Consider the following 24,708-nt stretch of genomic DNA (forward strand, 5'->3'; position numbering starts at 1 on the left):
AGCCTGTTATCAATTGGGGAGGAGCCAAGTGGCGGGACCACCCGCCGCCGGTTCCTCCCTTGGTTTATTTGTAAGGAGTGTATGCTGATGCAAGAAAACGTGACCCCGTCCTTTGGAAGACGGATGAAAAAAATCCTGGAAGTGATGGTGCCAATCCTGATTACCCAGCTTGCCATCACGGGGATGAACCTCGCCGATACAATCATGAGTGGTCACGCGGGCACGGCCGAACTCGCCGGGGTTGCCATCGGAGCCAATATTTGGATGCCTATTTTCACAGGACTCAATGGCATCCTCCAGGCCTTGACGCCGATTGTTGCCAACTACCGCGGTGCAAAAGCCTATGAAAAGATTTCCGGCGCGGTCTTCAGTGGGCTGATGCTTGCCTTGATCCTCAGCGTGAGCATCATCAGCGTGGGTATTCTGCAGCTTGATAAGGTCCTGTCATTAATGAATCTTGAAAGCTCGGTCGAGGTTGTAAGCCATAACTATCTAAGCTACGTGGCCATGGGCATTGTACCCTTATTTGGAGCCAGTATCCTGCGCTCTTTTGTCGATACCATGGGGTATACGCAGCTCACCATGCGGCTTTTTCTTCTTACCATGCCGGTCAACTGCTTCATGAACTACCTTTTTATCTTTGGAAAGCTGGGATTGCCCCGTATGGGCGGCGCTGGAGCGGGTGTGGGAACGGCCATTACCTGCTGGCTGCTCTTTCTGTCCTTTTCTTTTTTGGTTACGCATCTGGGCGTCTTTCGTAGTTTCCGCGTCTTTGATCGCACAGGCTTTTCCTTCAGTCACCTGCGGGAGCATCTGCGCGTGGGGATTCCCATGGGTGTTGCAATCTTCCTTGAAACGAGCATCTTTGGCGTGGAATGTCTTTTTGTATCAAGGTTTGGGACTGTGACGGTTGCGGCAAACCAAGCCGCCATGAGCTTTACGAATCTGCTCTATATGGTGCCTCTTAGTTTTTCCCTCTCCCTTACTATCATTATTGGGGCCTTTGTTGGAGCCAAGGATTATGCTGCGGCTCGGCTGTATGGCAGGACAGGACGCGTCGGCAATGTCATGGTCGGGCTTTCCTTTGCTGTTTTCCTGCTTGTCGGGCGGACACTTATAGCTAGGCTCTACACTCAGGATCCGAGCCTTGTGGCGCCTATTGAGCATTTTCTTGGTTTTGCTATTGCGTTCCAGCTCTGTGATAGTACGGCGGCGCCTATTCAAGGCATTTTACGCGGTTATAAGGATGTCAAAGCAACTTTCTATTCGTCCCTTGCCGCTTATTGGGTCCTTGCCCTTCCCATTGGGCTCGTGATGGACTATGGATTCCATAAAGAAGCCGATGGCTACTGGATGGGCTTGATATCAGGAATCTTCTTTTCGGCCCTGTTTTTAACGCTCCGCCTGCGCTATATTGAAAAGAAATATCATGCGTAAAGAGCGGTCTGGGTTATGAAAAAAGAGGCTTGCAGCCTGCTTCGCTCGTTGGGGGATAACAGATCATTGATAGAAAGCTGTGCCGCGTTCCTAAGGAGTGGGAAAGTTCAGCTCTAAATAGGGGGTGAGCCCTTTTCCTACTTTTCCTTTCAGCCTGAGTTTCTCTCATCACGCTCTTATGATTGAACTCAATAATAGCGATGGCGACGCATAATGAAAAGGCGTATAGATACGATTTATCCAAAAAGTACGCAATGATTTTTATGTAAATATGTCATAATTTATAAGAAAATAAAAGAAAATATAAAAAATACAAAAGATAGCAGGAAAAGACCATTTCAAATGTTTTTTCCTGTTTCTTTTTTACTAGGATAAAGAATCATTTTTATCAGGCGGTAGTATTTAGGAAGCCGATGTGCTACACTTGTAAAATATGAAAGGAGTCGATCCTATGGCCTCACTTTGGCAATTATTCAGCGTGTTTGCCCGCATGGGTGCGGTAACCTTTGGCGGTGGCTACGCAATGCTGCCCATCTTGCAGGCAGAAGTTGTAAACAAATATCACTGGGCAACGGATGAAGAACTGGCCGACTATTATGCCGTTGGACAGTGCACGCCTGGTGTCATAGCCGTCAATACGGCAACCTTTATTGGTATGAAGCTGCGAGGTGTTGCCGGTGCACTGGCGGCCACGCTTGGTGTTATTTTCCCATCCATGGTCATCATTACAACCATAGCGGCCTTTTTGTCAAATTTTGCCCATATTCCTGCTGTGGCCGATGCTTTTGCCGGAATTCGCGTTGGGGTATGTATCCTGATTTTTCAGGCCGTGCGGAAACTTTTTGCAAAGGCCGTCGTGGACAAACTGACCGCTGTACTTTTTTTTCTCGTCCTTATCATTAACGTGATCACGGACATTTCACCCGCCTATCTCGTCGTAGCTGCCGGCCTTGTCGGAATTGCGGCAAAAAGAAAGGACGGTGACGCATGATGCTTCTCTTAGCCCTGTTCATAGAGTATTTCAAGATTGGCCTATTTGCGATAGGCGGCGGCATGGCTACCATCCCGTTCTTAACGAAACTCGCTGATAAGACACACTGGTTTACGCAGATGGATTTGCTCAACATGATTGCCGTCTCAGAATCGACACCAGGGCCTATTGGCGTCAATACGGCCACCTATGTGGGATTCCATATTGATGGGCTGACAGGGATGTTATCTGCCACCATTGGCCTTGTGACACCGTCTGTTATCGTTGTAATCGCTATCTACAGTGTGCTCAAGAAATTCGGCCAGAATCATTACGTCAAGTCTGGTATGTATGGTCTCAGGGCTGCCTCCTGCGGCCTGATAGCGGCAGCAGGACTGTTGGTAGCAAAAGTGACTCTGATTGACGCCGCTGTTTGGAAAGAAACGGGAAACTTCTTCTCGTCTCTCATTGGGAGCCGTCTCTTATTGGCAGCTGTACTGCTCATCCTTACGACGAAGTTCAAAAAGGTCCACCCTGTGGTCTGGCTTGCTGCAGCTGCCGTGGTTGGCGTCGTATTTCATTTTGGAAGGTAGAAAAATAAAAAGCTCTCCTGTTTCCACCGAAAGGGTAAGGCAGGGGAGCTGATTTTTATTTATGGAGCTGAGGGGAAAGGTCGCCCATGGCTTTTTAATAAGGACAAAACCGTTTTGATTTGCTGTCATGCTGTGCCTTATGGCGAAGTGAAAAAAGATGATTCCAAGGTAACATCATATCTTGTCAAGGCGATTCCAGGCTAAGGCCATCTTGCAGCAAGGCAAAGATAAGGAAAAGAGTGGAACACCTACCTTCAAGTCATCTTTGGTCACCCTAACCTGCGATTTTGGCTGGACTGATTTCATTTGTCTTTTTCCTGTCTGGTGAGGGAGCCTGCCTTTTGTTTTTCCCTTCCATATTTCCTCTCCTACAAAAATGTGATACACTAGGGGCACGCTAGAGATTACCTATACCTAACTTATTTGTGAGGGGGCGGACTCATGAAACGTGAACTTCCATATTTTTCCATAGAGGGTGCTTTTGGGGGCAGCCAGGAATGGTTTACCCACGACTGGTGGATGCGAAAGGGCGGCTGTGCTGCCGTTACAGCAACAGACTGCAGCCTTTATTTTTCCCTTTATAAAAACCTTCCTGATGCAGCGCCCCAGGCCCAGAAAAAAATGACCAAAGCAGCCTACCTGGAACTGGGCATGATCATGAAACCCTACCTAAAGCCCCGTATCACGGGCATCGACAAGCTTTCCATCTATATGGAAGGCTTTACGAACTACTTGTGTGACCGCGGTATAAATGATCTTATCCTGACAGGATGGTCGGGGAATCATTCCTATGAATCCTCAGCTGAACTTGTAAAACACCAGATTGATGCCGGATGGCCCCTGCCGTACCTTAATCTTAAGCACCGCGCACCTAGCTTTCGGGATCTTGTTTGGCACTGGTTCCTGCTTACGGGCTATGAGACTTTCTACGATGAGGTCATGGTGAAAGTCACAACCTATGGATCCTGGCGCTGGCTCTCTCTTAAGGAACTTTGGGATACGGGCTATAAACAAAAAGGGGGACTCATCCTCTTTTCCCGTCCGGTAATAGAACAGGAAGGAACGGGCAAATCGTTGGATAGGCTGTAAGAGTCATTGTAGATTTTCTGACGATGTACTATAATATACTTTGTATGTACCAACGGGAAGAAGTGATGCTTCCCATCTTTCAGCAATACATAGACTCAAAGGCGGAAGCTTCCGCAGAAGGGGATTTTTGTGAAACCATATCTTGTGGCGTTGGGCCTCTCTCTTGTTATCAGCTGGATCCTGACACCGGCTGTCAAAAAACTGGCATTTCACCTCGGCGCTGTGGACCGGCCGAATGCTAGAAAGGTTCATCACCGCATCATGCCGCGCATGGGCGGTCTTGCCATTTTTATTGGCTTTATGACGGCGGCGCTCACAACACTTGAACTGACAACGGATGTCATCGGGATTCTCTTGGGCGGTGCCGCAATTGCAGCTGTTGGCATGGTCGACGATATGATCCAGCTGTCGGCCAAGGTCAAACTCGTGGGACAGATTGTGGCGGCTTTGATCCCCGTCCTTTTTGGTGTCCGCATCGAGTGGCTCAATAACCCTTGGGGTGGTTATTTTTATCTGGATTATCTTTCCGTTCCCTTTACTGTTTTTTGGATTGTCAGCCTGACCAATGTCGTGAACCTCATTGACGGTCTTGATGGCCTTGCGGCAGGTGTCTCGGCCATTGCCTCCGTGACGGTCATTATGGTTGCGCTCCAGCAGGGCATGTATCCAGTCGCCATCATGACGGCTTCCCTTGCTGGTGCCATTATTGGGTTCATCCGTTACAATTTCAATCCTGCTACCATATTCATGGGAGATACGGGAAGCTTGTTTTTGGGTTACATGTTGGCGGCCATCTCAATCTTTGGCGCTGTCAAGAGTGCAGCGACTATTGCACTTTTGGTCCCTGCCATTGCCTTGGGGCTTCCCATTATGGATACGGCCTTTGCCATTTTGCGTCGCTATAAAAATGGCCGGCCCATTTTTCAGCCCGACAAAGGTCACATCCACCATCGGCTCCTTGCTATGGGCTTTAGTCAGCGTCAGGCTGTTATTTTCATGTATCTCATCAGTGCAGGGCTTTGCCTTGCCGCCGTACTGCTTACAGAAGTGGACGGGGTTTATGCCCTTGTCCTTCTGGGCGTACTCATTACCATCATCTTCATTGGTGCCAAGAAAATCGGCATCCTGAAGGATCGCTAGAATAGGGGCGTAATTATGGAAAAACTTAAAGTCATGACAATCTTTGGAACGAGGCCGGAGGCCATCAAGATGTGTCCGCTTATTCTCGAAATGAGGAAATATCCGAACACTATCGAACCGATTGTTGCTGTGACGGCCCAGCACCGGGAAATGCTGGATCAGGTCATGACCCTTTTTGACATCAAGCCGGATTATGACCTTAACATCATGACAGCTGGACAGACCCTTTATGATGTCACGACCCGTGCCCTCATGGGCCTTAGGGATGTTCTCGAAAAAGCCCAGCCCGATCTTGTCCTTGTCCATGGAGATACGACAACCACTTTTGTAGGTGCTTTGGCTGCTTTTTACCGTCAAATCCGTGTTGGACATGTAGAAGCCGGTCTGCGTACGGGAAACAAATATTCTCCCTATCCGGAAGAAATGAACCGCAAGCTCACCGGTGCCATTGCTGACTTTCATTTTGCACCAACCGGCAACGCCAAGCGGAACCTGCTAAAGGAAAATGTCCCGGAAGATGCCATTTATGTAACGGGGAATACGGTCATCGATGCCCTTAAAAAGACTGTAAAGGATGTTTTTGATTTCCACAATCCGAAACTGGAAGCGGCCATCCGGAGCAATCATAAGCTAATCCTCATGACGACCCATCGCCGGGAAAACCTGGGGGCACCGATGCGCCATGTCTATCAGGCCCTGAAGGAAGTTCTCCGTGACTATCCGGAAGCGGAAGCCATTTTCCCCATGCACAAGAATCCCAAGGTTCGGGAAGTGGCGGAACAGGTCCTTGGTAAGATGGACCGCGTACACCTCATTGAACCCATGGATTATGAACCGTTTGCCAATCTCATGGCTCGCGTCGATATCGTCCTTACGGATTCGGGCGGAATCCAGGAAGAAGCTCCGGCTCTTGGTAAACCGGTCCTTGTCCTGCGGAATACGACGGAACGTCCTGAAGCAGTTACGGCAGGGACGGTGAAACTCATCGGGACGGGCAAGGAAGATGTATATGCCGCGACCATGCGCCTTTTGAGTGATGAAGCCTATTACCGCAGTATGGCCGAAGCCGTCAATCCCTATGGGGATGGCAAAGCCTCGGAGCGCATTGTAAGTTATCTCTTGGAAGCCTATGGTTATCAAACGGGGCGTATGACGGAATTTGAAAGTGAAAAATAAGGGAAAACATATGCCACATCCCTTGCCGCCTTCATTTAAGCGTGATGTTCTTCGTCTTGCAGCCCTCCAGGCCTTGGCAATTCCTTTGGTAGGCGGCTTTGCCTTCATGTTCTCACCCCAGCCCGGCGGTTGGCTTCTGGGAAGCCTCGCTGGCTGGTGTGATTCGGCCTTGTTCCTTTATGGCCTTTACAGCGGCATGAAAAAGGCTCCCCATCATGCGGCGCTTTCCATGCACCGCATGATGTTCGTGCGGCTTGGTACTGTCCTGGTCTTTGTCCTCATTGGTCTCAAGCTTGATTGGGGTGGGCACAGGGTGCTTTTTTCCTATTTGCTTTTTTATGGACTTCTTCTCATCCAGATGGCCCGAAAGGGCATCGGGAAATTCCCTACAGATTAAGGAAGTGATAACATGGGTGTAGCAGAAGCTGCGGGTACGGAAATCATCCATTATGGACCAACGGAGATCCTGCCCGGTGTTGTCATCAACATGCAAACCATGTACATGTCATGGCTTACCATGCTGATTGTGGCAGCGATTGTCTTTGCGGCTACCCGCCACGTGGAGCGGATTCCCCACGGGATCCAGAACCTCGTTGAAATGTTCATTGAGTGGCTTGATAAACTCATGGACGCTAACCTTGGCATTGAAGGACGCCGGATGGCGACTCCCTTTGTCATCACCCTGTTCCTGTTTATCTTTGTGGCGAACGAAATTGGATTGATGCCCTCCATAGCCTTCCATTTTTCGTCACCTACGAATGATATCAACGTGGCGCTGGGTCTATCCATCATGGTTGCGGTGGCAACCTATATCTTTGGCTGCATCAAGCAGGGACCGAAATACTTCAAACATCTCATTTCTCCTTTTGCCCTCATGCTGCCGCTCAATCTTTTGGAAGAGCTCGCAAAGCCACTGACCATGGCCCTGCGTCTTTTTGGCAACATCCTTGCCGGTGAAATCCTGCTTGCCGTCTTGTATCAGCTGGTCCCGTTCATCATCCCTAATCTTTGGATCGGCTTCAGCTTGATCATTGGTTTCTTGCAGGCCTTTATCTTTACCATGCTGACCATCATTGCTTTGGCGCCTATTTTCAAACAGGCCCACGAGTAAATTTCTTTGAGAAACGAAAGGACGATCAAAATGCTTGATTCGAATACCATTATCATTGTTGCTTCTATCTTAGGGGCTGCCCTCATTGGTGTCGGTGCCTCCTTTGCTGCCACCCGCGGGGACTCTAGTGTCGCCACAAAGGCCCTCGAATGCATGGCCCGCCAGCCTGAACAGGCCGGCAGCTTCCAGACTAACATGCTGATCGGCATCGGTCTTGTCGAATCCATTCCTATTATTGCCTCCGTTATCGCCATTGTCCTCATCTTTGCCAATCCCTTTGTGACGAAATGAGGCTTCAGTTTCCGAGAAAGGATGTGCTTTGAATGGTCAGTGTGAACTATACGATAATTGCCCAGATCGTGAACTTCATCATCCTGCTCTGGATCTTGGCAAAATTCGCCTACAAGCCGCTGTTAAAGGCCATGGATGATCGCCGCAACCGCATTGTCAAGGACCTTGATTCGGCAGAACACGCCCGTAAGGAAGCTGAGACCCTAAAGCTTGAATATGCCAATCAGCTGAAGACGGCCCGTAAGGAAGCCAGCGATATCATTGCTAAGGCTAACGCTGATGCCCAGAAGCTCCATGACGAGGCTTTGGCCCAAGCACAAAAGGAACGGGATGCTCTCCTTGAAAGCGGCCGCGAGCGGGTGGAAGCTGAAAAGAAAAAGGCCCTTCTTGATGTGCGTGAACAGGTTATTGCCCTCAGTACAGAAATTGCCAGCCGCGTCCTGCAGGCAAAACTTACCAGTGAGGAAGACCAGGCGCTTGTGGCCCGTAAGACGGATGAGGCTCTCCAAAGTCGCTGAAAAAAAGGAAGCTCCCCATTGTGGCGGGCTTCTTTTCGTCGTCATAACGGCCATTTTTGTGACAATGGCCTCAGGTGATGCATGAGATTCCACGGCTGCCGCAGGCAGCCGTTTTGGGAGGAAAATAGAACGTATGGATAGTCAAAATAAGGAAAGCTTTTGGAAGCAGGTCTTCATGCGGCTCCATGTAACGGACGATGACAGGGCGATTTTCCCTGCTGGTTCCGTTCTTCCCCTTGACGTGACGACGGCAAGACCGCTCGTCGGGGACGAAGAAGTCCTTGTAACAAAGCTTTTAAGTGAAAAGTTTGGAAAAAATGTTGAAATCGCGTCTCGCACGGTGGATCCTTCTGTTGTGGGCGGCATTGCCGTTCGCTATGAAGATCATATCTTCGATGCCACGGTCAAGCGCCAGCTTGAAAAGATGGATGAACTCATGAAGACTATCCACCTAAGAGAAGAGAGCCTGTCCGGCACGGATCATCTGACAGACGCACTGAAAGCCGGCGTTGAACATTTTGATAATGAAGTGGGTCTTGAGGAAATCGGAATAGTCAAGACTGTCGGCGACGGAATCTGTACAGCGACGGGTCTTGGGGGAGCTATGAGCGGTGAACTTGTTTCTCTCCATGATGGGATTTACGGCATGGTCCAGAACCTTTGGCCACAAGAGGTGGGCATCGTCCTTTTGGGCGGTGCCAGTCAGGTCAAGGAAGGGGACACGGTGCGCCGCACAGGGAAGATTATGAGCATTCCCGTGAGCGAGGAAATGCTGGGTCGCATCATCAGTCCTTTGGGTCTGCCCCTGGACGGGCGGGGCAGCATCAAAGCTTCCGATTATCGTCCTATCGAATCACCGGCTCCTGGCATTGCAGCGCGACAGCCTGTTGATGTACCTCTGGAAACAGGTCTTAAGGCTGTGGATGCCCTTGTTCCGATTGGCCGCGGCCAGCGTGAACTCATTATCGGTGACCGCGGAACGGGAAAAACGGCCATTGCCATCGATACTATCCTCAATCAAAAAGGTAAGAACGTCATCTGCATTTATGTAGCCATTGGGCAGAAAGCTTCCAGTGTAGCCCGTTTATCGGCTGCTTTTGAAAAATATGGAGCTTCCGGCTATACCCTCATTGTTGCCGCGACCGCTGCCGATACGGCCCCGCTGCAGTATCTGGCGCCTTATGCCGGAGCGGCTGTTGGGGAATACTTCATGGATCAGGGCAAAGATGTCCTCATTGTTTATGATGACCTAAGCAAGCACGCGGTGGCTTACCGCGCCATGAGCCTGCTCCTGCGCCGTCCGCCTGGACGGGAAGCTTATCCGGGCGATGTGTTTTATCTCCATTCCAGACTGCTTGAACGTGCTTGCCGCCGAAATAAAGCCCATGGCGGAGGGAGCATGACGGCTCTTCCTATCATCGAGACCCAAGCTGGCGACGTGAGCGGGTATATTCCAACGAACGTCATTTCCATTACGGATGGGCAGATTTATTTGGAAACGGATCTTTTCAATTCCGGTGTGCGGCCTGCCATTAACGCCGGTCTTTCCGTTTCTCGTGTTGGTGGGGCTGCCCAGACAAAGGCCATGAAATCCGTTGCGGGAACGCTGCGACTCACGTTGGCCCAGTATCGGGAACTCGCCGCCTTTGCTCAGTTTGGTTCCGATCTCGATAAAGCAACCAAGATGCAGCTTGACCGTGGGGCCCGCGTGACAGAAATGCTGAAACAAGCCCAGTATCATCCCCTGACCATGGCAGAAGAAGTCATTGGACTGTATGCTGTGACACAGGGATATATGGACCATATCCCTGTGTCCGATGTCATTCGCTATGAACATGAGATGCTGACCTACATCAAGGCCCATTACGAAGGCATCCTCGCGCAGATCTCGAGTACGGGGAAACTGACGGATGAGGTCAAGGAAACCTTGAATGATGCACTTACGGATCATAACAAGGTCTTTATCCCCACGCCGGAAGATGCCCCTATAGGGAGTGAATGATCATGGCCAATACCAGTGGAATCAGGGCCCACATGAAGAGCGTCAGCAGCATCGGAAAAATTACCGGTGCCATGCAGATGGTCGCGTCGGCCCGTATGCATCAGGCCCAGCAGCGAGCCACGGCGAGCCTGCCCTTTGCAAGGAAGCTCCAGCGCCTCCTTCAGGAAGCCATCAGTGATCCGTCCGTCCTGGCCCATTTGGATCCTGTAAAGAACCCGCTCCTTGAACGGCGGCCTCTGTACAGGACGGCCTATATTGTGATCGGTTCCGATAAGGGTCTTGCCGGTTCCTATAACAGCAACATAGTCAAGCACACGGCCATCGAGCTTCGTGGAAAGGAAGAGTCCCCTCTCATTGCTGTAGGAAAGCAGGCCCGTCTGGGACTGTTGCACCACGGCTACAACGTCGTGCGGGAATGGGAAGGATTCAGCGAGAAGCCAACCTACGAAGCCGCCGAGGAGATTGCCGACTATGCGGCTAGTATGTTTACGCACCGCGAAGTGGACGAAGTGGACCTCATCTTTACGTACTTTAAGTCTCCTATGGTCCAGATTCCCCGCACTGATGCCATCCTGCCCCTGAAGACGAACTTTGAAAATGATGAGCAATGGCAAGCCCAGGAAGTGTGGGAAAAAGATGACCCAACGGATTTTTCGACCCTTGTCTACGAACCGGAAGCTGGGGAGATGCTTCCCTATCTGGCTTCTTACTATCTCAAGAGTCAGATTTTTACGGCCCTCATCCAAAGTTCCGCCAGTGAGCTCGCCGCTCGTATGACGGCCATGACGACTGCTACAGATAATGCCAATACTCTCCTAGGAAAACTGCGCCTGCATTACCAGAAGGTCCGGCAGTCGTCCATTACGACGGAAATCAATGAAATTGTGGGCGGGGCGGAAGCCTTGAAATAAGAGGAGGTCCCATCTGTGTCAGATATTAAGTTAACAAATCGTGTTGACCAGGCAGTTGCCCGGCTAACCGCTAAAAAAGAAGGTCATGTCGGCAAGATTGTGCAGGTCATGGGACCTGTTGTCGACATTCAATTTCCTGAAGGATCCCTGCCTGCAATTTTCAATGCCATTGAAATTGACGGGAATCCGACCAAGGACATCCATATCCATCTGACGACGGAAGTCGTGCAGCATATCGGCAGCGATACGGTGCGCAGCGTCGCCATGAGCTCTACTGACGGGCTTGTGAGAGGGATGGAAGCCTTTGATACGGGGCATCCCATTACCGTCCCCGTTGGAAAAGGATGTCTAGGCCGTGTCTTCAACGTCCTGGGCGAGGCCGTCGATGATGACCCGACCCCAGTGGACGCCAGTGAATATTGGCCTATCCATCGGCCTGCACCGGCCCTTAGTGAACAGTCAACAGAAACGAAGATCATGGAAACGGGCATCAAGGTTGTCGATCTAATTGCACCTTATGCTTTGGGTGGTAAGATCGGTCTTTTTGGCGGGGCTGGTGTCGGTAAGACCGTCCTAATCATGGAACTGATCCATAACGTGGCCACCAACCATGGCGGCTATTCCGTATTTTCCGGCGTTGGTGAGCGGACCCGCGAAGGCAATGACCTGTGGGGTGAAATGAAGGAATCTGGTGTCATCGACAAGACGGCCCTTGTATACGGTCAGATGAATGAACCGCCAGGAGCCAGAATGCGCGTTGGCCTGACAGGACTGACTATGGCAGAATACTTCCGTGACGCCATGAGTCAGGATGTCCTGCTCTTCATCGATAATATCTTCCGTTTCATCCAGGCTGGTTCAGAAGTTTCTGCCCTTTTGGGGCGTATGCCAAGTGCCGTTGGTTACCAGCCGACCCTTGCCAATGAACTGGGGGCCCTGGAAGAGAGAATCACATCGACGAAAAATGGATCCATCACTTCCGTCCAGGCTGTCTACGTCCCCGCTGATGACCTCACCGACCCGGCGCCGGCAGCTACCTTCTCCCACCTCGATGCGACGACCGTCCTTTCGCGTGAAATCGTAGAACTGGGCATTTATCCTGCCGTTGATCCCCTAGCTTCGACGAGCCGAATCCTCGACCCGCTCATTATCGGCGAAGAGCACTATAAAGTAGCCCGCGGCGTTCAGGAAATCCTCCAGCGTTATAAGGAACTCCAGGACATCATCGCCATTCTCGGCATGGAAGAACTGGGCGAAGCCGATAAGATTATCGTTTCTCGGGCCCGCAAGGTCCAGCGCTTCCTGAGTCAGCCTTTCCATGTCGCCGAACAGTTTACGGGCCAGCCGGGCTGTTATGTGCCCCTTAAGGAAACTATCCGGGGCTTTAAGGAAATCCTTGAAGGCAAGCATGACGACTTGCCTGAATCAGCTTTCTATATGGTGGGAACCATTGATGAGGCAATTGAAAAGGGCCGGAAGATGAGAGGCGAGTGATATGGCAAGTTTAATGACCCTTGAGGTCCTGACGCCTGATCAGTATCTCATGAAGCGAAAGGATATTGCCTATGTGCTCCTTAATACGGTCACAGGCGGCATTGGAATCCTCGCAAACCACGGACCCCTCATTGCCGTTCTCGGTGAGGGGACCCTTAAGTTGCAGGATGGAAACAACCATGTTATTCTATTATATGTTGAAGGCGGGTTCGCCGAAGTCAAGGATAACAAGGTCATCATCCTCACGCCCAAGGCAGAACTTGCAGAACATATTGATGTGAAAAAATGGGAGGCTGTCCGCGATGAAGCTGCGGCGCGCCTAACCCGTCCCGGCGTCCTCACCGATATTGAACATACGGAAAAGACGCTGCGCCGAGCCGAAGCACGGCTCAAGACGGCAAACCTCATGGGGCATGTCGCACCCTATGAATGGGAAACCTAATGAAAATCAACTGTCTGCAGCATGTTTTGCGAGAGGGGGACAGCCACAATGGATTTTATCAGCAAGATGGCTGCAAGCAAGATGGGTCAACTAAAGGCCGAGATTGCCGAGCTGAAGGAACGTCTCGAGGAAACCCATACAGACGAGCAGCGGGCGCGCCTTAAAAAGACCATCCGAGAAAAAGAGACGTACTATAACATTCTAGCCGATCGTATCCGTATGCATTCCATTTTTTGATTTCAGCGGGAACTGGGGCCATGGTCCTGGTTCCCGCTTTATGCGCCAAGGGCCTTATTTCTTTGCTCTATACAGTAGGCAAGCGCCGTATAGTATGGTATAATCTAAAAGTTAGCAAGAAAATCAATCGTCGCATGATGACGTAACAAGACCCATGGACATTTGAGGGGGTGCCATTGGGCGTGAGACACGTTCTGGGAGTTGTGTTCCTCGTTGTTTCTGTTGCGTTTGTCCATTGGGACGCAAAAAGGACCAAAATGCACCATCCAAATTTTTGGATTGTTGCGGTGGCCTTTTTCCCGCCCATGCTTGTCCTGTATCTCATTCGCCGCTATCAGCACCTGTCACAGACCAAACTGTCCAAACGTCAGGTGCGGGAGCTCATCAAACGCCGCAAGAGCCGGGCGCGGATGAAAAAAGCCGATGCTGACCGCAAGGCGTGGTCAAAGGCTGAAAAAGGTTACAAGAAAAGGGATCCAGATGGATTCAAGGAAACCAAGGAACGCGTAGAAGAGGAGAAAGAAGCCCTGCGCGAGCAGTTTGAAGACGAGCTTGAAAGACAGGAAAAATTACGAAAGCACCGCATGGGCGTCCGCCATTAGGCGCCTGTGGTTTTTGATTGAAGTTTAGCCTTGTACTGGGTCAAGGCCCCAGTCAAAGAAGTGAGGGAATCAGAGTGGAAAAATTGGTAGTCAAAGGCGGACATCGCCTTTCGGGAACGGTTCGCGTGAGCGGGGCCAAGAATGCGGTCCTGCCCATCATTGCCGCCTCTGTCCTGGGGACGGAAGGCAGCGTCATTTCAGAAGTGCCTGAACTGGAAGATGTATCGACCATCTGCAAGGTCCTGGAGTGCCTGGGCCTTAAAGTCGATGCATCCAAACCTCATACACTGAAAATCGACAGCCATGTCGTTACGGGGTATGAAGCTCCCTACGACCTTGTGAGCACCATGCGGGCTTCGTTCCTTGTCATGGGATCACTTCTTGCCCGTGTGGGAAAAGCCAAGATTTCTCTGCCCGGGGGCTGCGCCATTGGGACGCGTCCCATTGATATCCATCTGAAAGGCTTTGAGGCGCTGGGAGCACGGATTGAACAAGGTCATGGCAGTATTGAGGCCTCGGCTCCGAACGGACTTGTGGGAACGACCATCTACCTTGATTTCCCCAGTGTTGGAGCAACGGAAAACCTTATGATGGCGGCTTCCATGGCCAAAGGCACGACCATCATTGAAAATGCAGCCCAGGAACCGGAAATCGTTGACCTTGCCAACTACATCAATGTGATGGGAGGAAAGGTGCGCGGCGCAGGTACGACGGCCATCCATATCGATGGGGTGGAATGCATGAAGGGCGGTGAGCATATTGTCATCCCCGACCGCATCGAAGCTGGAACCTATATGGTGGCCAGTGCCATGACTCAGGGGGACATCAAGGTGGAAAATGTCCTGTGCGAACATATGAAACCGCTCATTGCCAAACTCCGTGAGGCAGGCTGTACCGTTGAAGAAGGAATCAACGACGTGCGCGTCGTGGGACCGAGAAAACTCAAGCCGATTACAATCAAGACCTTGCCTTACCCAGGGTTCCCAACGGATATGCAGGCCCAGGTCATGGCCATGATGTGCATTGCCGATGGACAGAGTTCGGTCCTTGAAACGGTCTTTGAAAACCGTTTCATGCATGTGGATGAGCTCCTGCGCATGGGAGCCAACATCAAGACAAGCGGCGGCAGGGCAGCTCTCATTGAAGGCGTGGATAAGCTTTATGGCTGCCAGGTACGGGCGACGGACCTGCGGGCTGGGGCGGCCATGGTCCTTGCGGGACTTGTGGCTGATGGTACAACGGAAATCACCGATATCTACCATATCGACCGCGGCTACGAGAATCTAGTAACAAAGATGACGGCCCTTGGGGCCGACATCCAGCGCGTAGGCTGAGGCGCATATGAAGCGGCTGGAAGAAGGTTTCCTGTCAAGGCTCTTTACCAATGTTGACGTCGGCGTGGACCTGGGAACGAGCAATCTGCTTATTTTCCTGCCAGAGCGGGGCATTGTTTACCGTGAGCCTTCCATGGTGGCCATTGACAAAACAAATGGAAAAGTCGTTGCCGTCGGTCGGCGGGCAAAGGAAATGCTGGGGAAGACGCCTGACCGCATCGATGTGGTCCAACCTCTTGCTGGCGGCGTTGTCGCCGACTATGAAGCGACTGCCGGCATGCTTGGTACTGTTCTCGAACGGGTCGTAGGACGCAACATCTTTTTTAAGCCCCGTCTTATGGTCTGCATCCCGACGGGAGTGACAAGTGTTGAAAAGCGAGCTGTCATTGAGGCTTGTGCCCAGGCTGGCGCGGCAAGGACCTTTCTCATTGAGGAACCCTTGGCAGCGGCCATTGGAGCTGGCATCGACGTGCGGGAAGCAAAAGGACGCATGGTCGTCGATATTGGCGGCGGGACGACGGATGTGGCCGTCATCAGCCTTGGCGGTATTGTTGCCAGCAAGGCACTGCGCATCGGCGGCAATAAATTTGATGAGGCCATTGTGCGTTACCTCAAAAAGGATTTGAACATTCAGGTCGCAGACAACGTGGCCGAAGAAATCAAACTCCAGATTGGCAGTGTGAGCCGTCTGGGAATGCACGGTGATATGCTCGTCCGCGGACGTGATCAGATTACGGGCCTGCCGACTGCACTGCGCATGACGAGCCGTGACACAATGCGTGCCATGGGGGAACCCGTATCCCAGATCCTATCATGCATCCGTTCCGTTTTCGAAAAGACGCCGCCGGAGCTTGCGGCGGATATCCTTAGTGAAGGCATTGTCCTGACGGGTGGGGGTGCTCTTTTGGAGGGACTGGCCGACGTTGTCCAGTCTGATACACACATTCGGACAAAGGTCGCTGAAGATCCTTTGGACTGCGTTGCCATCGGAGCCGGCAAGGCTTTTTCCCATTCGGTCATCATGGACGGACTGCTCCATCAGGAATAGCAACAACATCATAGACGGGGTGCTGCTGTGCGGCGCCCCGTTTTCATCTGTATGAGAGGGAACAAAAAACATGAACATAAAACAAATTGGGCGAACCCTGACCATTGCGCTTCTAGCAAGTCTTATGGCTGGTTCGGCCATGGCAGCAACCATCAGTGACCTTCGGGGCGGCGTCAAGGATACACGGGCGCGGCTTGTCATGGATATTGATGAGACTATGCACTATGAGGAACGGGCCCAAGGCAGGACACTCATCCTTACCTTTGACGCCAAGACGGACCGGACGCGGTCCGTACGGGTGAGGGACCGGCGCGTCAAAAACGCGGTCCTGGCGCCATTGGGAAAAAAGAGCCGTCTTGTCGTCACCTTCCGGGAAAGTGTACCGGACTACAAGGTCTTTTTCCTTAAGAAGCCAGGCCGCTTGGTCATTGATTTTCCGACAAAGAGCAAAAGCAGCACGGAATCCCCCCAAAAAACGGGCGAGAACCTCGGCAAAGGGGTGACCTACCGAAAGAGCCGCGTTAATTTGGGAGCAGGCAATGTTGACACCTATGTTCTCACGATTGCGCCTGACAGTGCTTATGAACTCCAATTTGTACCGGGTTATGGCCATACCATCCAAAAGGGGACCCTTTCCATGATTTCCCGCCGTTCTGGGGCCAAGGCCCTTGTCAATGCTTCCTATTTTGACTCCGATATCTGGGTTGTTGGAAATCTCAAGATTCGTGGCAAGTGGCTTGGTATGGAAGAAACGCCCCGCACAGGTCTCGTTCTTGAAGAAAAGGGAAAAGCAGCCATCTTGCCGCGGCTTTCTTTTACGGGCACCGTGACCCGACCTGATGGGGCGGAAATGAAGATAACGGGTCTGAATCGCATGCGCCTTGAAAATGACCTGATTTTTTATAATAATGGCTATGACGATACAACGGATACGAACGCGGCAGGCGTGGAAGTGGCCATCCGTAACGGCCGCGTCATAAAGACTGGCACAACAGGCAGCATGCCCATGAGCTGGAACATGACCGTTCTTTCCGGACATGGCACGGCAGCGGACTTCCTGCGCCCCCTTGCTGTTGGGGATAAGGTCAAGATCAAGACCAGTCTTGGCAGTCCTCTTGCCGATAAGGCGCCTAGTGTGGGTACGGCAGGGCCTCTTCTGGTTTATGACGGCCTTGTGAATGTGACGGCAAGTCTTGAAGAGATTCCTTCCGATATCGCGGATGGACGGGCACCCCGGACCGCGGTTGGCATCAAGAAGGATGGGACTATCCTTGTTGTGGTGGCAGACGGACGGTCAAGCCGCAGTGCAGGGATGACCCTTCCTGAACTGGCACGTTACCTGATCCAGCTTGGCGCGGATCGGGCCATGAACTTTGACGGCGGAGGATCCAGTGAAATGGTGGTGAATGGAGCCGTGAAGAACCGTCCCAGCGATGGTGCTGAACGGCCAGTCCGTGTGGCTCTGGGCCTTTTCCCGCGCTAAGGGGACTTGCATGAAGGGATACTTTCGATATATAATGATAGCTACAACGAAACCTAATTTGTCGTTGTCATAAAGAAGGTGGATATCATGATGAGAAATTTACTCCATAAAAGAAATGTGTGGGCCCTCGCTATCCTTATGGTCATTGCTGCGCTGGGTATTGCTCAGGCAGCAACCACAAGACCGCAGACAGCCAGTCTTTCCGGACAGGTGGTGACCGCTGTTTCCGTTGGGGCTTCTGTCCAGGAAGGCAGCGTCCTGGTTACGGTCAAGACCCTTGCTGGTTCGGCGTCGGCTGCAAGAGCCAACTGCAGCGGCAAGGTCGTTTCCGTATCGGCAAAGCCAGGAAGTACGGTTTCGGCTGGCCAAGTTGTTGCCCAGATTGAAGAACCATAACAAGTCTTAAAGCTGCAGCGCGTGAAGGGTTGCAGCTTCTTTTTCGTATCTATAACAAAAGTAGGGAGGACCTATGCTACGCTTTTTGAAACGAATGGGGCTCATGGTAAGCCTTGTTTGGATGATGCTCATTTCGGTGGCATTTGCCAATGTACCCACCATTGCGGTGGAGGAGCTGCGCCCAGGCATGACGGGCTACGGCAAGACCGTTTTCCAAGGTACCAAGATAGAGACCTTTGATGTGGAGGTCCTTGGCGTGACCGGTTCGGAAACAGGGGGCTATAGCATCCTCATCCGTGCTTCTGGAGATAACCTCAGGAAAAATGGCGGTATTTCCCAAGGCATGAGCGGCAGCCCGGTCTATATTGATGGACGCCTAGCCGGTGCTGTGGCGTATGGACAGGCCTTTTCAGACCCTAACTACTGCTTTTTGACCCCCATTAGCCAGATGCTCGATATGCTTCAGGAACCTGATCCGCGTCCGTCCGTCTTTGAGGGCCTCGCGGCAAAAAGCACGCCCCTCATGGTCAGTGGGTTTACGGAAGATGGACTTCATCACCTCAACGAGAACTTGAAACCCTTTGGTCTTACAAGTTATGCCGTACCGACAGGGGCTGATGCTCTTTCCGGTGTGGGACTCGAACCGGGAAGTTCCGTCGGTGTTTCCTTGGTCCGGGGTGATATGAATATTGGTGCCATTGGCACTGTTACTTGGGTGGGGGATGATGGCCATATCCTGGCTTTTGGTCATCCCTTTATGCAGCATGGTAAGAGTGACTATTTCATGACAAATGCCTATATCTATGCAGCTGTCCCTAATATTCAGAGCGCCTTTAAAGTGGGCTCTCTTGGTGATACCTTGGGGCGCATTACAGAGGATCGCTTAAGCGGCGTTGCGGGAAAATTGGGAGAAAATGCCAAGATCATCCCCATGTACGTGTCTGTCACTGATATGGACCGTGGCCTTCACCAATCAACGAATGTTCAGCTTGTCACTGATGAGGACCTTGTGCCAACCCTTGTGGACGGGGTTGCGTATAACGCCGTAAGCCTTGCCAAGGACCGTAAAGGCGGCGGAACAAGCCGTATCCGTTTCACCGTAACTGCCCAGGGAGAGAAGGAAGGTCCCATCCGCCTGCGCCGGGAGAACATGTTCTATAGCAGCAAGGACATCGGCAAGATCACGAATTCCGAGCTCAATATCGCGCTTGATATGCTTATGAACAACCGCTTTGACACGGTGAAGATCTTTGATGTCAATGTTGATGTGGAAACAAGCGCTCAGTGCGAAGTAGCGGAACTGGTCAGCGCCTCCTTCCCCAATCAGCCTGTGGTACAGGGCGGGGATCTGCCCATTCGCCTGACCTTTAAGCCCTATCGGGCCAAGGAATTTACGAGGACCATCCACTTCAAGGTCCCTGATAAGCAGAAACCGGGGCCCATGAACCTCATTGTACGCAGCGGCAACGCGACACAATGGCTGCAAAACGCCTTGAACCGCCGTAACCAGCAAAATGCGGGGGATGAGCAGATGGCTGGCTCTATGGCCAATGCTCAGCGGGAATTCAAGGATTTCCTGAGTGATTTCAATAGTATGGATGCCAATAATGAAATTGTCGTAGATCTTGCCCAGAATCTTGATTCTGTAGAAGCTAAGGACGGAGATGCCCAAAGCTTTGCTTCCGGTGTTTCGACCCTCCTCAAAGGAAGCCCAAACAAGCAGAAATATACCATGGACTTCATCATCAGCGGGGAAACAGGAATTACAGTGCAGGTGAAAAAGCGATAAAATGATTCCCGCAATAATTGCGGCACCTTGATAACGATAGTGAGCCCATTGCTTTAGGAAAGAAGGTCCTGAAGCAATGGGCTCATGCCGTATCAGGAAAACTGTCCGGACGATTTTTCTCGCATACAAGTCGTGACGGGCCAGCAAGGCTTCATAAAGAGACCTATTTTTTCATTAATTTTTTCTACAAAATGCGGTATAATGATAGAATGATTTCTAAGTATGCAGAACGCCTGCGTTCCTGCAATAAAGGAGTTACGTCATGGGACTTAAGACAATCTGTGCCTATTTGGGCCGCCGGGCCGTTTATGCCTTTCAGGCGACAGGACGCATCATGAATCTTTTTTTTGCGACATGCAGCGCCCTTTCCAAGGCCACACCGCGGGAGGTCCTGCGCCAGATGGCAAAGCTTGGGGCAGATTCCCTGCCTATTGTAAGCATGACGAGTATGTGTACGGGCATGGTCCTATCCGTTCAGACGGCGAAGGAATTTGTCCGTTTTGGTGCAGCTGATTCCGTCGGCGGCATTGTGGCCATTGCTATGGCCCGCGAGTTGGCACCTATCCTTGCCGGTGTTGTTGTGGCCGGCCGAATCGGAGCCGCCATTGCTGCTGAAATCGGTACTATGAAGGTCACGGAACAAATCGATGCCCTACGCGTTATGGCGACTAGTCCAACCCAGTATCTTGTGGCCCCGCGCTTTCTCGCCATTGTGCTCATGATGCCCATCCTGGTTATTTATGCCAACCTCGTCGGTGATATCGGCGGCGGGTTTGTTGCTATGAACTATGCCGGAATCGGGAGCCATATGTTCATCGAATCCATTCGTGGCTTCGTTGAATCTTGGGACCTTGTGGGCGGCCTCATCAAAGGTGCCGTTTTTGGTGCCATCATCGCCGTCATCGGATGCCATAAGGGCCTTAATGCTCAGCAAGGGGCCGAAGGGGTAGGCAAGGCTACAACGGCATCCGTTGTTCTTTCCATTATCTTGATCTTTATCTTCAACTATTTCCTCTCCGTTATGTTGTACGTCCATGGAGGCTGATATGAGCGAAACGGTAATTGAATTTAAGGACGTGGACATGTCCTTTGGGGACAAGACGGTCCTTGACCATGTATCCTTTTCCGTTGAAAAAGGAGAGACCGTTGCTATTATCGGTCCGAGCGGTACGGGCAAAAGTACGACCCTGAAACTTCTTATTGGGCTTCTTGAACCGATGGGGGGCAGTGTCCGGATAAAAGGCCGTGAGGTCAATCATTTTACGGAAAAACAGTGGAACGAACTGCGACTTCACATGGGGATGGTTTTCCAGTATTCTGCCCTTTTTGATTTTCTGACAGTGGAAGAAAATGTGGCCTTTGGTCTTAAGCAGCATACCCACATGCTAACAGACGATATCAAACTGCGGGTAAGGGACCTCCTTTCGTCCGTAGGACTTTCTGGGAACGAAAAAGCCTATCCCGCAGAACTTTCTGGGGGAATGAAAAAGCGCGTTGACCTCGCCCGTGCCCTTGCCCTTGATCCTGAAATCATCCTTTATGATGAACCTACGGCTGGCCTTGATCCCATTATGGCGGCAAACATCAGTCAGCTTATCCTTGATACGAAACGTAAGCGGGGCATTACGTCCGTCCTTGTAACCCACGATATGGCGTCCGCCTTCCTCTGCGCGGACCGAATCCTCATGCTCAATCAGGGTAAGATTGTCTTTTCTGGGACGCCCCACGAGGCCCGTCATACGGACCAGCCCCTTGTAAAGGCCTTCATCCGCAGTGACCTATTTGAAGAGAACCCAACAAAGGAGTGAAATCATGAAATCCACAGACGAAGTAAAAGTTGGAGCCGTGACGCTGGGCGGGTTTGTTATCCTGGCGCTGATGCTCACCTTTTTGGGTGTATTCAGTTTTGCGTCCCGGCAGTATAAGCTCAATGTCATCTTTGACAATGTCAATGGTCTCAAAGTCGGCAACGAAGTCCGCTTTGCCGGTGTTCCGATTGGAAAGGTCGATGATATTCTCGTCGATGGGTCCAAAGTCAAGGTTGTCATGAAAATTGACCAGAAACAAAAAGTGCCCCGTAATTCCCAGTTTGGCATTGGCATGGACGGCGTCATGGGAACCAAGTTTGTTACCATTACCCCTCCGGAGATTGCTACGGGTGTCACCTTCCGGGAAGGGGAGACAATCACGGGGCAAACAACGGGAGGCGTTGATAAGCTCATGAATTCATCGGGCAAGGTTATGGAAAAATTGGAGACTGTTGCTGATGCCTTCAGCAACGTCTTTGGTGATAAAGCTGTCCAGAAGTCCATGCGGGAAGGTTTTGTCCAGACCGGAGAAATCACAAAGAACCTCAATGCTTTTACGAAGGCTTTGGCCCAGATGGCCCAGGATAACCAAGGTGATATCCATGCCATGGTCGGCCAAATGAAGGAAATGACAGTCCACATGAACAGCATCATGACCCAGGCTGACAATAACGGCGAAACGGGCCGCAACGTAGCCCTCATGGCGGCCAATATGAAGGACGTCAGTGAAACCATCAAGGAAACAGCGGCTTCCCTTCAGGGCGTTGTGACCGACCCTAAGGTCCAGGACGATCTTAAGATTACCATCCATAACGCGGCTGAAACAAGCGAAAAAGCAAACCGCGTCATGGGCGTCGTTGCCGATGCCCGCATTCGGACAGATGTCATGTATCGCGACAAGGACAGTAAATGGCGTGCCGATATCGGTGCCGAACTGCCGACAAGCCAAAATGATTTCTTCTACCTCGGTGTGAGCGACGCCGGCGGCGATGATGATTTCAATTTCCATTACAACAAGCGCCTTGGCAAGTTCATTGTGGGCCGTGTTGGCCTCATGGAAGGCGAATTTGGTGTTGGTGCGGATTGGCTCTTGTCGCCCAAATTCCATCTCTTTACGGATTACTATGACTTCAATGACGGTAAGCTCAAGGTAGGCGCTGAGTGGGCCTTTTCCCCAAAACTGTCCCTCATTGGAGAAAACATGGATGTCCTTGATGGGCATAGTGATCTCACCTACTTGGGACTGAGGGCCCGTTTTTAAGGATTTGTGAACAATTGGTGGAACGGGAGTAAAAACCGGCTCACCCCGTTGACTTTCAAAAATATTGCGCATATAATGTGTATTACTGACTAGCCAGTCAGAATTTGAGGAGGGTACGATACGTCATGCATATCCATAAAAAAGCACTGATCGGCGCTGTCTTCTTGAGTGTCCTGTCTCTTGGTACCGCTTTTGCCCAAGAGGCACCTCAATCTGTCAGCCTCGATCTGAATAAGGCCGTTCGCATGGCCCTTGAAAATAACTCTGATGTCAAGATTTCCTCGTCCGAACTGGATGCCGCTAAGGCAGGACTTGACGCGGCTCGGGCAGCTCGTTGGGGAAGCATTGATTTTGCTCATTCCACGGGGCGGAACATGAGGTATAAGACGGCTGCTGGTGCAACGCTCGCTACTGGCCCTGTGGGGACAAACAGCAGCACGAACACTGTGAGCATTTCCGTTCCTATCTACACGGGCGGGAGACTCGAAGGTCAGATAGAAGAAGCCAAGGCCAACCAAAAATATTATGAATATGGCATGAATAGCGCCTACCAGACGACGCGCTACAATGCGGCCAAGGGATATTATGATGTCCTTGAAAGCATCAATACGGTGAACCTCCAGAAAGAAACCGTGGACCGGCTGGCTGAGCATCTGAGGAATACCCAGTCCCAGTTTAATGTAGGTGTTTCCGCAAAAGTCGATGTTCTTCGCAGTCAGGTGGAACTTGTCGATGCCCAGCAGACCCTGACCCAGGCCCAAAATAACTATGATGTGGCTGTAGCCACCTTGAACAATGTCTTGGGACTTCCGACGGGAACCCCTCTTTCCTTGAGTGAAGGACTGGAATATAAACCCAATGATTATACCCTTGATAACTGCCTGTCCTATGCCATGCTGAACCGGCCCGAGATCCATCAGGCCCAGGCTTCCGTTGATATGGCAAAAGCAGAACAAAAGATTGCCAACGCGGCAACCCTGCCACAATTGAGCCTCAGCGCCGCTAATGGCTGGGCTGATGACCGTTTCCCTGGTGCCCATAAATATGAGTGGTCCGTTGGGGCTTCTGTGGACTTCAACATCTGGGACTATGGCGTCAATGCTGCTAAGATCCGTCAGGCCAAGGCTAACGTTGTCAAAGCCGAGGAAAGCTATCGCCAGATCAGCGATCAAGTGAACCTTGCTGTCAGAACGTCGTACCTTAGCATGCGGGAAGCAGAAAAACGCATCAAGACAACGGAAGTCGCGGTTGAACAAGCAGAAGAAGATTACCGTATCGCCCAGCTGCGCTACCAGGCCGGTGTGGGAACGAACACGGACGTCCTCGATGCTTCCGTTGCCCTGACGACCGCCAAAAATAACTACATCCAAGCCCTCTATGATTACAACACGTCATGGGCACTGCTTGAACAGTCCATGGGTGTTCCGACGGATGTGGAAGAATAAGATAGGAGTGCTCGGCGCACAAATCGACCGATTTGATGTGAAGACATGCCCCCATTGTTCTATGGAAACAATGGGGGCATGTTCTTTTGTGTGATGGACGTCTCACCTTAGGAAAGGGCCGGCCCGTCGGA

Annotated in this window: 25 protein-coding genes; all 25 read left to right on the top strand. The window is 51.4% G+C overall.

All coding sequences use genetic code 11. The features are described 5' to 3' along the window. Positions 1-87: 87 nt before the first annotated feature. The gene (locus tag DW817_RS03925; RefSeq protein ID WP_243634063.1) at positions 88-1,437 is read left to right on the top strand and encodes an MATE family efflux transporter; all 1,350 of its coding nucleotides are present in this window, start codon (positions 88-90) and stop codon (positions 1,435-1,437) included. Positions 1,438-1,888: 451 nt separating this feature from the next. Then, positions 1,889-2,428 (top strand): chromate transporter, encoded by a 540-nt coding sequence (locus DW817_RS03930; protein WP_009015849.1) that lies wholly within the window; start codon positions 1,889-1,891, stop codon positions 2,426-2,428. After that, entirely contained in the window at positions 2,425-3,000 is a 576-nt protein-coding gene (locus tag DW817_RS03935; protein WP_016459420.1) for a chromate transporter, read from the top strand. Before DW817_RS03930 ends, DW817_RS03935 begins: the two co-directional genes overlap by 4 nt. Positions 3,001-3,441: 441 nt before the next feature. Beyond that, positions 3,442-4,089 carry a hypothetical protein gene (locus DW817_RS03940; protein ID WP_120111164.1) on the top strand — a complete coding sequence of 216 codons (648 nt, stop codon included), beginning with the start codon at positions 3,442-3,444 and terminating at the stop codon, positions 4,087-4,089. A gap of 129 nt (positions 4,090-4,218) precedes the next feature. Then, positions 4,219-5,229, top strand: coding sequence for a glycosyltransferase family 4 protein (locus DW817_RS03945; RefSeq protein WP_009015846.1), 1,011 nt, complete (start codon positions 4,219-4,221; stop codon positions 5,227-5,229). A 15-nt stretch (positions 5,230-5,244) separates the two neighbouring features. Beyond that, entirely contained in the window at positions 5,245-6,405 is a 1,161-nt protein-coding gene (wecB, locus tag DW817_RS03950) for a non-hydrolyzing UDP-N-acetylglucosamine 2-epimerase (protein WP_021736573.1), read from the top strand. Positions 6,406-6,415: 10 nt separating this feature from the next. Then, a complete protein-coding gene (locus tag DW817_RS03955; RefSeq protein ID WP_243634064.1) occupies positions 6,416-6,802 on the top strand; it encodes a hypothetical protein in 387 nt (128 codons plus the stop codon). A gap of 12 nt (positions 6,803-6,814) precedes the next feature. After that, the gene (gene atpB, locus DW817_RS03960) at positions 6,815-7,516 is read left to right on the top strand and encodes a F0F1 ATP synthase subunit A (protein WP_009015843.1); all 702 of its coding nucleotides are present in this window, start codon (positions 6,815-6,817) and stop codon (positions 7,514-7,516) included. Between the two features lie 30 nt (positions 7,517-7,546). After that, positions 7,547-7,807 carry an ATP synthase F0 subunit C gene (atpE, locus tag DW817_RS03965; RefSeq protein WP_009015842.1) on the top strand — a complete coding sequence of 87 codons (261 nt, stop codon included), beginning with the start codon at positions 7,547-7,549 and terminating at the stop codon, positions 7,805-7,807. 32 nt (positions 7,808-7,839) lie between these two features. After that, positions 7,840-8,325 carry a F0F1 ATP synthase subunit B gene (atpF, locus tag DW817_RS03970; protein ID WP_009015841.1) on the top strand — a complete coding sequence of 162 codons (486 nt, stop codon included), beginning with the start codon at positions 7,840-7,842 and terminating at the stop codon, positions 8,323-8,325. Between the two features lie 133 nt (positions 8,326-8,458). Then, positions 8,459-10,327 carry a F0F1 ATP synthase subunit alpha gene (atpA, locus tag DW817_RS03975; protein WP_009015840.1) on the top strand — a complete coding sequence of 623 codons (1,869 nt, stop codon included), beginning with the start codon at positions 8,459-8,461 and terminating at the stop codon, positions 10,325-10,327. A gap of 2 nt (positions 10,328-10,329) precedes the next feature. Beyond that, a complete protein-coding gene (atpG, locus tag DW817_RS03980; RefSeq protein WP_016459423.1) occupies positions 10,330-11,238 on the top strand; it encodes an ATP synthase F1 subunit gamma in 909 nt (302 codons plus the stop codon). Between the two features lie 24 nt (positions 11,239-11,262). Continuing rightward, complete coding sequence (gene atpD, locus DW817_RS03985; RefSeq protein WP_367281716.1) at positions 11,263-12,732, top strand: F0F1 ATP synthase subunit beta; 1,470 nt, start codon at positions 11,263-11,265, stop codon at positions 12,730-12,732. 1 nt (position 12,733) lies between these two features. Then, on the top strand, positions 12,734-13,174 hold the full coding sequence (gene atpC, locus DW817_RS03990; protein ID WP_009015837.1) for an ATP synthase F1 subunit epsilon: 441 nt from the start codon (positions 12,734-12,736) through the stop codon (positions 13,172-13,174). A gap of 48 nt (positions 13,175-13,222) precedes the next feature. Continuing rightward, on the top strand, positions 13,223-13,411 hold the full coding sequence (locus DW817_RS03995) for a hypothetical protein (protein ID WP_014128814.1): 189 nt from the start codon (positions 13,223-13,225) through the stop codon (positions 13,409-13,411). Between the two features lie 182 nt (positions 13,412-13,593). Then, positions 13,594-14,013, top strand: a complete 420-nt coding sequence (locus DW817_RS04000) for a hypothetical protein (RefSeq protein ID WP_131219503.1) — start codon at positions 13,594-13,596, stop codon at positions 14,011-14,013. Between the two features lie 74 nt (positions 14,014-14,087). Next, positions 14,088-15,347 carry a UDP-N-acetylglucosamine 1-carboxyvinyltransferase gene (gene murA / locus DW817_RS04005; protein ID WP_021736530.1) on the top strand — a complete coding sequence of 420 codons (1,260 nt, stop codon included), beginning with the start codon at positions 14,088-14,090 and terminating at the stop codon, positions 15,345-15,347. A 7-nt stretch (positions 15,348-15,354) separates the two neighbouring features. Beyond that, on the top strand, positions 15,355-16,395 hold the full coding sequence (locus DW817_RS04010; RefSeq protein ID WP_120111167.1) for a rod shape-determining protein: 1,041 nt from the start codon (positions 15,355-15,357) through the stop codon (positions 16,393-16,395). Between the two features lie 70 nt (positions 16,396-16,465). Then, positions 16,466-17,878, top strand: a complete 1,413-nt coding sequence (locus DW817_RS04015) for a phosphodiester glycosidase family protein (protein WP_021736564.1) — start codon at positions 16,466-16,468, stop codon at positions 17,876-17,878. 87 nt (positions 17,879-17,965) lie between these two features. Then, positions 17,966-18,274, top strand: coding sequence for a biotin/lipoyl-containing protein (locus DW817_RS04020; RefSeq protein WP_021736571.1), 309 nt, complete (start codon positions 17,966-17,968; stop codon positions 18,272-18,274). Positions 18,275-18,347: 73 nt separating this feature from the next. Continuing rightward, entirely contained in the window at positions 18,348-20,063 is a 1,716-nt protein-coding gene (locus DW817_RS04025) for a SpoIVB peptidase S55 domain-containing protein (protein WP_021736578.1), read from the top strand. 262 nt (positions 20,064-20,325) lie between these two features. Next, positions 20,326-21,108 carry an ABC transporter permease gene (locus tag DW817_RS04030; protein ID WP_021736525.1) on the top strand — a complete coding sequence of 261 codons (783 nt, stop codon included), beginning with the start codon at positions 20,326-20,328 and terminating at the stop codon, positions 21,106-21,108. 1 nt (position 21,109) lies between these two features. Further along, on the top strand, positions 21,110-21,871 hold the full coding sequence (locus DW817_RS04035; RefSeq protein ID WP_021736585.1) for an ABC transporter ATP-binding protein: 762 nt from the start codon (positions 21,110-21,112) through the stop codon (positions 21,869-21,871). Between the two features lie 4 nt (positions 21,872-21,875). Next, on the top strand, positions 21,876-23,132 hold the full coding sequence (locus DW817_RS04040) for an MlaD family protein (RefSeq protein WP_021736535.1): 1,257 nt from the start codon (positions 21,876-21,878) through the stop codon (positions 23,130-23,132). Between the two features lie 125 nt (positions 23,133-23,257). Continuing rightward, entirely contained in the window at positions 23,258-24,577 is a 1,320-nt protein-coding gene (locus DW817_RS04045; protein WP_021736579.1) for a TolC family protein, read from the top strand. Positions 24,578-24,708 lie beyond the last annotated feature (131 nt).

Origin of the sequence: Acidaminococcus sp. AM33-14BH, assembly GCF_003603525.1 — a bacterium.
Lineage (GTDB): Bacteria > Bacillota > Negativicutes > Acidaminococcales > Acidaminococcaceae > Acidaminococcus > Acidaminococcus intestini.

Excerpts from the sequence above, each read along its gene's own strand:
- DW817_RS03925 (WP_243634063.1), top strand. The coding sequence starts at position 88 with ATGCAAGAAAACGTGACCCCGTCCTTTGGAAGACGGATGAAAAAAATC.
- DW817_RS03930 (WP_009015849.1), top strand. The coding sequence starts at position 1,889 with ATGGCCTCACTTTGGCAATTATTCAGCGTGTTTGCCCGCATGGGTGCG.
- DW817_RS03935 (WP_016459420.1), top strand. The coding sequence starts at position 2,425 with ATGATGCTTCTCTTAGCCCTGTTCATAGAGTATTTCAAGATTGGCCTA.
- DW817_RS03940 (WP_120111164.1), top strand. The coding sequence starts at position 3,442 with ATGAAACGTGAACTTCCATATTTTTCCATAGAGGGTGCTTTTGGGGGC.
- wecB (WP_021736573.1), top strand. The coding sequence starts at position 5,245 with ATGGAAAAACTTAAAGTCATGACAATCTTTGGAACGAGGCCGGAGGCC.
- DW817_RS03955 (WP_243634064.1), top strand. The coding sequence starts at position 6,416 with ATGCCACATCCCTTGCCGCCTTCATTTAAGCGTGATGTTCTTCGTCTT.
- atpB (WP_009015843.1), top strand. The coding sequence starts at position 6,815 with ATGGGTGTAGCAGAAGCTGCGGGTACGGAAATCATCCATTATGGACCA.
- atpE (WP_009015842.1), top strand. The coding sequence starts at position 7,547 with ATGCTTGATTCGAATACCATTATCATTGTTGCTTCTATCTTAGGGGCT.
- atpF (WP_009015841.1), top strand. The coding sequence starts at position 7,840 with ATGGTCAGTGTGAACTATACGATAATTGCCCAGATCGTGAACTTCATC.
- atpA (WP_009015840.1), top strand. The coding sequence starts at position 8,459 with ATGGATAGTCAAAATAAGGAAAGCTTTTGGAAGCAGGTCTTCATGCGG.
- atpG (WP_016459423.1), top strand. The coding sequence starts at position 10,330 with ATGGCCAATACCAGTGGAATCAGGGCCCACATGAAGAGCGTCAGCAGC.
- atpC (WP_009015837.1), top strand. The coding sequence starts at position 12,734 with ATGGCAAGTTTAATGACCCTTGAGGTCCTGACGCCTGATCAGTATCTC.
- DW817_RS03995 (WP_014128814.1), top strand. The coding sequence starts at position 13,223 with ATGGATTTTATCAGCAAGATGGCTGCAAGCAAGATGGGTCAACTAAAG.
- DW817_RS04010 (WP_120111167.1), top strand. The coding sequence starts at position 15,355 with ATGAAGCGGCTGGAAGAAGGTTTCCTGTCAAGGCTCTTTACCAATGTT.
- DW817_RS04015 (WP_021736564.1), top strand. The coding sequence starts at position 16,466 with ATGAACATAAAACAAATTGGGCGAACCCTGACCATTGCGCTTCTAGCA.
- DW817_RS04020 (WP_021736571.1), top strand. The coding sequence starts at position 17,966 with ATGATGAGAAATTTACTCCATAAAAGAAATGTGTGGGCCCTCGCTATC.
- DW817_RS04025 (WP_021736578.1), top strand. The coding sequence starts at position 18,348 with ATGCTACGCTTTTTGAAACGAATGGGGCTCATGGTAAGCCTTGTTTGG.
- DW817_RS04030 (WP_021736525.1), top strand. The coding sequence starts at position 20,326 with ATGGGACTTAAGACAATCTGTGCCTATTTGGGCCGCCGGGCCGTTTAT.
- DW817_RS04035 (WP_021736585.1), top strand. The coding sequence starts at position 21,110 with ATGAGCGAAACGGTAATTGAATTTAAGGACGTGGACATGTCCTTTGGG.
- DW817_RS04040 (WP_021736535.1), top strand. The coding sequence starts at position 21,876 with ATGAAATCCACAGACGAAGTAAAAGTTGGAGCCGTGACGCTGGGCGGG.
- DW817_RS04045 (WP_021736579.1), top strand. The coding sequence starts at position 23,258 with ATGCATATCCATAAAAAAGCACTGATCGGCGCTGTCTTCTTGAGTGTC.